This is a genomic window from Azospirillum sp. (genome assembly GCF_035627195.1).
Taxonomy (GTDB): Bacteria; Pseudomonadota; Alphaproteobacteria; order Azospirillales; family Azospirillaceae; genus Azospirillum.
In genome coordinates this window covers 38,346-46,367 of record NZ_DASPMG010000222.1, presented here as the reverse complement: position 1 = coordinate 46,367, position 8,022 = coordinate 38,346, and the positions used below count along the sequence as shown (strand labels likewise).

8 protein-coding genes are annotated in these 8,022 nt (G+C 71.7%); 5 read left to right on the top strand and 3 right to left on the bottom strand.

Annotated features, from left to right (window positions below; genetic code table 11):
• A partial coding sequence (locus tag VED21_RS20405) for an RluA family pseudouridine synthase (protein ID WP_324885428.1) occupies window positions 1–686 on the top strand: 686 nt, incomplete at its 5' end.
• Here VED21_RS20405 and VED21_RS20400 read toward each other — a convergent pair.
• Genes VED21_RS20400 through VED21_RS20390 form a run of 3 tightly spaced genes read right to left on the bottom strand, consistent with a single transcriptional unit; the run spans window position 683 to window position 4,341 of the window.
• Window positions 683–1,819: a BMP family ABC transporter substrate-binding protein gene (locus tag VED21_RS20400; protein ID WP_324885425.1), complete on the bottom strand. Its 1,137-nt coding sequence runs from the start codon at window positions 1,817–1,819 to the stop codon at window positions 683–685. The two genes, VED21_RS20405 and VED21_RS20400, sit on opposite strands and share 4 nt — an antisense overlap.
• 31 nt (window positions 1,820–1,850) lie before the next feature.
• On the bottom strand, window positions 1,851–2,924 hold the full coding sequence (locus VED21_RS20395) for a hypothetical protein (protein ID WP_324885423.1): 1,074 nt from the start codon (window positions 2,922–2,924) through the stop codon (window positions 1,851–1,853).
• Window positions 2,925–2,964: 40 nt separating this feature from the next.
• Window positions 2,965–4,341 carry an MBOAT family protein gene (locus VED21_RS20390; RefSeq protein ID WP_324885420.1) on the bottom strand — a complete coding sequence of 459 codons (1,377 nt, stop codon included), beginning with the start codon at window positions 4,339–4,341 and terminating at the stop codon, window positions 2,965–2,967.
• A 239-nt stretch (window positions 4,342–4,580) separates the two neighbouring features.
• Here VED21_RS20390 and VED21_RS20385 point away from each other — a divergent pair, with 239 nt between their 5' ends.
• The 4 genes from VED21_RS20385 to VED21_RS20370 all read left to right on the top strand — a co-directional run bounded on the left by VED21_RS20385 (window position 4,581) and on the right by VED21_RS20370 (window position 8,007).
• Entirely contained in the window at window positions 4,581–5,816 is a 1,236-nt protein-coding gene (locus VED21_RS20385) for an O-antigen ligase family protein (RefSeq protein WP_324885418.1), read from the top strand.
• On the top strand, window positions 5,816–6,745 hold the full coding sequence (locus VED21_RS20380) for a glycosyltransferase family 9 protein (protein ID WP_324885417.1): 930 nt from the start codon (window positions 5,816–5,818) through the stop codon (window positions 6,743–6,745). The genes VED21_RS20385 and VED21_RS20380 overlap by 1 nt, the downstream gene beginning before the upstream one ends.
• A gap of 153 nt (window positions 6,746–6,898) precedes the next feature.
• Window positions 6,899–7,150 carry a hypothetical protein gene (locus tag VED21_RS20375; protein ID WP_324885416.1) on the top strand — a complete coding sequence of 84 codons (252 nt, stop codon included), beginning with the start codon at window positions 6,899–6,901 and terminating at the stop codon, window positions 7,148–7,150.
• A 125-nt stretch (window positions 7,151–7,275) separates the two neighbouring features.
• Complete coding sequence (locus tag VED21_RS20370) at window positions 7,276–8,007, top strand: proteasome-type protease (RefSeq protein ID WP_324885415.1); 732 nt, start codon at window positions 7,276–7,278, stop codon at window positions 8,005–8,007.
• The last annotated feature ends 15 nt before the right edge of the window (window positions 8,008–8,022 follow it).

The following is an 8,022-nucleotide window of genomic DNA, read 5'->3' as shown; positions in this document are numbered from 1 at the left end:
ATACCCCCGACCAGATCCGCGCCCTCGTCCTGCACATGGACGCCGACGTGCTGGTGCTGAACAAGCCCGCCGGGCTCGCCGTGCACGCCGCGCACAAGATCGAGCACCACCTGGGCCAGTACATGGACGCCCTCGCCTTCGACGTGGCGGAGGCGCCGCGGCTGGCCCACCGGCTGGATCGCGACACGGCGGGCTGCCTCGTGCTGGGCCGCACGCCGGCGGCCTCCACGCGCCTGGGCAAGCTGTTCGCGCAAGGGCACGTGGAGAAGGTGTACTGGGCGGTCAGCGAGGGCGTGCCGGCGGAGCCGCAAGGCACCATCGACCTGCCGCTCCTGAAGGTCCAGGTCCCCGGCTCCTGGAACATCCTGCCCCACCCGGACGGCCAGAGCGCCGTCACCGACTACCGCGTTCTGGGCACGAACGGCGCCGGGCTGGCGTGGCTGGAGCTGCGGCCGCGCACCGGGCGCACGCACCAGCTTCGCGTGCACTGCGCCGCCATCGGCTGCCCGCTGAAGGGGGAGCCCTATTACGGACCGCAGCGCATCCCGCCCGGCACCCTGCACCTGCTGGCGCGCATGGTCGCCTTCCGCCTGGACAAGGATCACCCGCCGGTGCGCGCCGTCGCCCCGCCGCCGCCACACATGGCGGAAGCGCTGGCCGCGTGCGGGTGGAGGGACGAGGGTTAGAACCCCGCCACCGACACGCCATCGGCCAGCCAGACGATGCGGTCCAGCGCCGGGTCATCGCTGCGCAGGGACTGGCCCTTGCCCAGCACGGTGCGGCCGGTGTTGTCGGTGATCGGGCCGCGGAACACCGCGGCGTTGCCGTTTGCCAGCTGCATGCGCGCGGCATCCGCATGCGCCCGCGCATCCACTCCGGTCGGCGCGCCGTACTTGGTGTTGCGCACCAGCCCGCTTCCGAAGCCGCCGCGCGTCAGGCGCGGCCAGGGGCGGCCCTGCTGGATGCGGGTAACGACGTCGGCGTAGAAGTTCGTCCAGTGCCACTCGGCCCCGGTGAGGAAGCCGTGCGGGGCGATGGCCGACAGGTCGGTGTGCAGGCCGCAGCACAGGATGCCGGCGGCCTCCGCCACCTCGCACAGCGGGCGCACCGATTCGAGGTGGCCGGCCAGCACGTCCACCCCGTCGGCGACCAGCTCGCGCCCGGCCTTGGCCACGGCCTCCGCCGTCGCCCCCTCGCCCAGGCGCAGCAGGCGGACCGTGGCCCCGGCGTCGGCGCGCCGCACGCCCAGCGTGAAGGCGTTCACGCAGCGCACGATGCGCGGCGAGGCGCCGGCCGCAACGAAGCCGATGCGGTGCGTGCGCGAGGCATAGCCGGCGACGATGCCGGAGACGTGCTGCCCCTCGTCGATGTGGGCGTCGTAGACGCCGACGTTGTCGGGCAGGCGCAGGTCGGCGAGCGAACCGCCGCGCAGCAGGAACACGGCGTCGCGGTGGGCGTCGGCCTGGGCCAGCAGCGTCGTCGCCCAGTCGCCGGGATCGGTGATGAAGAGAACGCGGCAGCCGCGGCCCAGCACCATCTCCTCCACGCGAGACGGCAGCTCGGCCGCCGTGCCCTCGGCCTCCACGACCGTGATGCCGGGCAGCGTGGCGACGGCGCGGGCAGCGTCGGCGTGCGCCTGGTTGATGCCGAAGTCGGCGCGCAAGCCCGGATAGAGGAAGCCGACGGTGAGCGGCGCCGCCGTCTGGGCCAAGGCTCCGGGTGCCGTGGCGGCCAGCGCCACGCCGCCCAGCCCCTGGAGGACCCAGCGGCGGGAAACCCCTGCGCGGCCCCCGATCGGGCCATCATTCGGATGCTGCATGCCCGTCTCCTGTCGGTACCGGGACTATACCTTAGTCGGAGAGGCTGACCAGCCGCGAATTGCCGCGCGGGGACCCGGCCGGAGGTGCGGCCAGCAGGCGCCACGTTCCATCCGGCGCGTCGGCGCGGTGGCGCAGTGCGTCGGCCATCGACCGCTCGATCCAGTCGGCGATGGCGACGCGGTAGTGCAAATTGTCCCAGTAGTTGGCGTCGTCCCTGGTGACGCGCGACGGCACGCGGAAGTCCACGACCCAGGCCCCCAGTTCCCGCCCCAGCGCGGCGACACGGTCCTTGCACGCCTGCTCGCGCGCCGCCTCGACGCTGCCGGGGCGCGGCTGGGAGATCACGTGCACGGGCATGAAGGCGAGGATGGGCGTCGATTCGTCCGGCAGGCGCCGCACCAGGGCGGCCAGCCAGTCCAGCGCCGGGAAGCGCAACGCGTTCCGCTCCGCCTCCCCCACCACGACCGGCGGGACCTGCGGCTCCACGGTGCGGCGCGGGCCGTCGTAGATCTTCCGCTCCACCTTGGCGCGGTCCCATTCGGAGTCGGGGGGCACGAACACTTCGTAGCCGTCGGCGCCCAGCCGCGGCCGGCGGCGGCCCAGGTGGTATTCGACGAGGCGGCCGGCGATCTCCAGCGTTTTGCCGTTCAGCAGGTAAGCCAGGTCGTTCCACGGGTCGTCATCGTACATCCACGGCGGGAACGGGCGGAAGGTCAGGCGCTCCACGTCGGCGTTGGCCTCGCACCAAACGCGGTCCAGGCCGAACACCACGGTGCGCGGAGCGGCGACGGTGCGCAGGAACAGATCGGCCAGCTGCGTCTGCTCCCACGCGGTGGCGCTGTTCATGGCAAGGTTGGCGAAGCGCCCGCCGAACAGGCCGTTCAGGTGCGCGGGCTGCAGCAGGCGCGACGTGGAGGTGCCGAACACCGCGCTGTCGAACCGCCCGCTGCGCACGAGGCCGGGGTACAGGAAGCGCTGGTTGTCGTCCATCATCGGCCGCTCGATCGGCAGCGAGAACGGCACGTCGCCATAGGGATCGACCAGCAGCACGAACAGATACAGCGCCGCCACGAGGCCCAGCACCGTGCCCACGGCGGTCTTCACATACCCGGTCCAGGGGGAATGCCGCATCGCCGTCCCCGCCTCAGAACTGGAAGTAGATGAAGTTGAGGGGCTGCCCCTTGCCGACCTCCAGGATGCAGACCACCGCCACCGCCGCGAATCCGGCCGCCACGATGCGCCGGGGTGGCAGCTTGTGGTCGATGAACTCCAGGCTGGTCGGGCCGATCAGCGCCACCGCCGCCGACGCCGCCAGCAGCAGGGGCCGCTCCAGCCCCGTTCCCAGGCCCGACGCGCCGAACCCGGCCATGGCCGCCAGCATGCTTCCGGCGACCGCGAAGTCCGGCGCGCGGAACAGCACCCAGCCGGCGACCACGAACAGCATGGTCAGCAGCCACGCCGCCGGCCACGGCAGCGGCCGCTTCAGCCCCTGCCACGCCTGGCAGACGATCAGCCCCGCGCCGTGCATCAGCCCCCACACCACGAAGGTCCACGCCGCCCCGTGCCACAGCCCGCACAGCCCCATCGCCCCCAGCGTGGCCAGGACGTAGCGCGCGAAGCCGTGCCGGTTGCCGCCCAGCGGGATGTAGAGGTAATCGCGGATGTAGCGCGACAGCGTCATGTGCCAGCGGCGCCAGAAGTCGCGCACCGACGCCGCCCGGTACGGCGCGTCGAAGTTCACCGGCAGGCGGATGCCGAACAGCAGCGCGATGCCCAGCGCCATCTCCGTGTAGGCGGAGAAGTCGAAGAACAGCTGGAAGGAGAAGGCCAGGGCGCCGGTCCACGCCTCGCCCACGCTGGGCGCCGTGCCGGCCGCGGCGGCGAACACCGGGTCGGCCATGCGGGCCAGCGGGTCGGCCAACAGCACCTTCTTGGCGAAGCCGATGATGAACAGCGTCAGCCCCTTGCCGAAGCGTTCCGCGAAGCCCGGCCGCAACGGGTCGTCGGCCAGCTGCGGGATCAGCTCGTTGTGGCGCACGATGGGGCCGGCGATCAGGTGCGGGAAGAAGAAGACGAACAGGCAGAAGCCGCGCAGCGGATAGGCCGGCACGTGCCCGCGCCGCAGGTCGATCAGGTAGGAGATCAGCTCGAACGTGAAGAAGCTGATGCCGATGGGCAGCAGCACGTCGCTGTGCGGCAGATCGACACCCAGCAACGCCTGCGCCGAATCCAGGAAGAAGCCCCAGTACTTGAAGTAGGCGAGCAGGGCGAGGTTGGCCGCCACGCCGGCCGTGACGATCCAGTCCACCCGCCACCGGCGCCACACGTGCGCCAGCGCCCAGGTCGCCAGCGTCTGGCCCAGCAGCAGCGGCACGAAGCGCACGTCCCACCAGCCGTAGAAGACGACGGAGGCCGCCACCATCACCCACTCGCGCGCCGCCTCGCGCCGGCCCACGGCGTAGAACAGCGCCAGCACGGCCGGCAGGAAGCCGAGCACGAACACCTGCGAGTGGAAGAGCATGCCTGATCCCAACGGGCGAACCGGCCGGTCTTGTACACCGGAACGGCCCGGCGTTGAGGGGAAAGTTGACGGGAAAGGTGTCCGGGCGCCGGACGGCGGGCCGGGCGTCCATCCGGACCCACCTCCCCTGCGGTTGAATTCCCCCGCCCTTGCTGATAGGACGGCAGCCGCCCGCACCCCGCACGCCGGAACCTCCAGACCGGAACCCGCCTCCAAACCGGAACCCGATGGTCTTCCCGATGACGCGCCGCGACGGATCGCCGTCCGTCAACGCCACGCTCCCGGCCACCCTCCTGGCCACGCTCGCCGGGGTTTCCGCCGCCCTGCTGGGTCCGCTCGTCGGCACCGCGCCGCGCGGCATGCCGGTGTGGCTGATCGTCACCACGCTGATCGCCGCCGCGGCGCTGGCCCGCAGCGGCCGACTCGCCACGCTGCGGCCGGGCCGCTTCGCGCTGGCGGCGGGCGGCGGCTTCGTGGTGCTGGCGCTGGCGAGCGTGGCGTGGAGCCCGTCCGGGCGCGCGCTCGCCACCACGCTGGAGATCGGCTACGTCGCGCTCGGCGCGCTGCTCGCCGGCTCCTGGATCGCCACCCTGTCCGAGGAGGAGGCCGGCCGGCTGGCGCGGCTGTTCGTCGGCGGGTTGGTGCTGGGCATCGCCGCCTTCACGATCGAGGACGCGCTGGGCCACCCCCTGCACCAGCTGGTCAACGGCAAGGCCGCCTACGCCGTGGACGACAGCAACGTGCCAAAGCGCACGGCGGTGCTGTTCGCGCTGCTGGTATGGCCGGCGGCGCTGGCGCTGCACCGCGCCGGGCTGCGCACGGCGGCGCTGGCCCTGCCCGCCCTCTACGCCGCCAGCTGCCTGCTGCAGTCCAGCCGTTCGGCCATGGTGGGGGTCGCGGTGGGGCTGGTGGTGTACGGATTGGCGCACGCCTCGGCCCGGTGGGTCAGCCGCGTGCTGGCGGTGCTGCTGGTGGTGGCCTTCACCGGGGCGCTGCCGATCGCGCTGTTCCTTGAGCGCGTGCTGGGGCTGGCGGACGCGTCGTGGCTGTTCACCTCGGCCCGGCACCGGGTGGAGCTGTGGTCGCTGGCGGCCGGCCGGGCGCTGGAGGCGCCGATGCTGGGCCAGGGCATCGATTCCTCCCGCGCGCTGAAGATCGCCGGCGAATTCCGCCGCTTCTCGGTCGACGACGCCACGCTGCTGCCGCTGCACCCGCACAACGCCTACCTCCAGGTCTGGCTGGAGACCGGGGCGGTCGGGGCGATGCTGGCGCTGGCGCTGGCGCTGCTGGCGCTGGGCGGCACCCGCCGCCTGCCGGCGGACGAGCAGCCCTACGCGCTGGCCCTGTTCGCCGCCGCCCTGGTGATGGTCAGCACCGCCTACGGCATCTGGCAGGCGTGGTGGATGGCGGGCATCCTGGCGTCGGGCCTGATGCTGCGGCTGGCGGCGCGGGCGCCGCGGCGCGGGAGAGCGTGATGGCTACAGGCGGCATCCTGGTCATCAAGCTGGGCGCGCTGGGCGACTTCTTCCTGGCGCAGACCGCCTTCCAGGCCATCCGCCGGCACCACGCGGGTGAGCGCATCGTCCTGCTGACCATCCCGCAGCTGGCCCCCCTGGCCCGCCTCAGCGGCCTGTTCGACGAAGTGTGGGAGGATCCGCGCGACCGCTCCCTCTCATCCTACCTCGCCGTTCGCAGGCAACTGCGCGCCGGGCGTTTCGCCCGCGTCTACGACCTGCAGGCCCAGTCGCGGACCGAGTATTATTTCTGGCTGCTGTTCCCCGGCCCCTGGCCGGAATGGTCGGGCACGGCGCGCGGCTGCTCCCATCCCGACCGCTATCCGGGTCGGCGCAAGGTGCCGGTGCTGGAGCGCTACACCCGCCAGTTGCGCCCCTTCGGCATCGAGCTGGACGCACATCCCGACCTGTCGTGGCTGGACGCTGACACCTCCCGCTTCGCCCTGGAAGGGCCGTACGCGTTGCTGGTGCCCGGCTCCTCGCCGGGGCGGCCGGACAAGCGCTGGCCGGTGGAGCGCTACGCCGAGCTGGCGCAGGCGCTGGTGGCGCGCGGCGTGCGCCCGGTGGTGCTGGGCACGGCCATCGAGAAGGGTCTGGCCGCCGCCATCGCCGCCGCCTGCCCGCAGGCGCTCGACCTCACCGACCGCACCAAACTCGCGGAGATCGCCGGACTGGCGCGCCGGGCCTGGGCGGCGGTGGGCAACGACACGGGCCCCACGCACCTGATCGCCGCCATGGGCGGGCCGACGGTGGCGCTGTTCTCCGACGCCTCCAACCCGATCCACGCCAGCGGCCGGCGCACGCTGGTCCACCATCGGCCGGATTTCGCCCGGATGGACGTGCCCGGCGTGCTGGCCGCCATCGACGACGCGCGCGGTCTGCCCAAATAAAACGCACGCAATGCTCTATCGGGCGCTAAAAAAGCGGCACGCCGTCTTCTGCCCAGCATTTGGGCATATGAAATGGCCGCGTGACATCTTCGTCCCTGCCCTGTTGACGATTTGCCCCGTGGGGCAGAACGACGGAAATCCGGAGGACCCAAGATGAATCGCGACCAGAATCAGAACCAGATGGGCGACCAGAACAAGCAGGACCGCAACCAGCAGGCGCAGCAGACGGACCAGAACCGCAAGCAGCAGGGCCAGCAGGGGCAGAACCTGAACGATCAGGATCGCGACCGGCAGGGTCAGCAGACCGCCCAGAACCCCGGCCGCCAGGGGCAGCAGGGCCAGAACATCGGCCAGGGCCAGGGTGGACAGGGCGGCCAGGGCGACAAGGGCAACCAGAACCGCTAGTCCCGGCGGCGCAGGAGGGGAGCCGCCTCCCCTCCTGCGGGTACCACCGACGGCGGGCGCTTGGCGCGCGCGGCACGCATCCCAGTTTCACTGCATCGAAAGCGCAGGGAGGGTGGGCGGCGGCCATGACCTATTGCGTGGGCTTGTACCTGAAGGACGGGCTGGTGATGCTGTCCGACACCCGCACCAACGCCGGTGTCGACCACATTTCCACATTCAGCAAGATGCACGTGTTCGAGGTGCCGGGCGAACGGATGGTCACGCTGATGACCGCTGGCAACCTGGCGATCAGCCAGTCCGTCATCACCCTGCTCCAGCAGGGCGTGGAACTGGACGGCGAACACCACACGATCCTGACGGTGCCCAGCCTGTTCCAGGCGGCCCAGCTCGTCGGCGTCGCCATCCGCCACGTGTGGAAGCGCGACGGCGGCCCCTTGCGCGAACAGCGGGTGGACTTCGACGTCTCCATCCTGGTCGGCGGCCAGATCCGCGAGCGGCAGATGCGCCTGTTCCAGGTCTATTCCGCCGGCAACTTCATCGAGGCGACGCCCGACACCGCCTTCTTCCAGATCGGCGATCACAAGTACGGCAAGCCGATCCTCGACCGCGCGCTGACCTACGAGACCAGCATCGAGGACGGGGTGAAGCTGGTGCTGATCTCCATGGACAGCACCGTGCGCTCGAACCTCAGCGTCGGCCTGCCGCTCGACCTGCTGGTCTACCGCCGCGACGCCCTGCGGACCGAGCAGCGCCGCCGCATCGGCGAGGACGACGCCTGCTTCAAGCAGATCAGCGAGGGCTGGTCGACGGCGCTGCGCGAGGCGTTCCGCGCCCTGCCCCATCCGCAATGGCCGTAACGCCACCCCCATCCG

Bases quoted from the DNA above. Each gene is read 5' to 3' on its own strand.
- VED21_RS20400 (WP_324885425.1), bottom strand. From the start codon at position 1,819: ATGCAGCATCCGAATGATGGCCCGATCGGGGGCCGCGCAGGGGTTTCC.
- VED21_RS20390 (WP_324885420.1), bottom strand. From the start codon at position 4,341: ATGCTCTTCCACTCGCAGGTGTTCGTGCTCGGCTTCCTGCCGGCCGTG.
- VED21_RS20385 (WP_324885418.1), top strand. From the start codon at position 4,581: ATGACGCGCCGCGACGGATCGCCGTCCGTCAACGCCACGCTCCCGGCC.
- VED21_RS20380 (WP_324885417.1), top strand. From the start codon at position 5,816: ATGGCTACAGGCGGCATCCTGGTCATCAAGCTGGGCGCGCTGGGCGAC.
- VED21_RS20375 (WP_324885416.1), top strand. From the start codon at position 6,899: ATGAATCGCGACCAGAATCAGAACCAGATGGGCGACCAGAACAAGCAG.
- VED21_RS20370 (WP_324885415.1), top strand. From the start codon at position 7,276: ATGACCTATTGCGTGGGCTTGTACCTGAAGGACGGGCTGGTGATGCTG.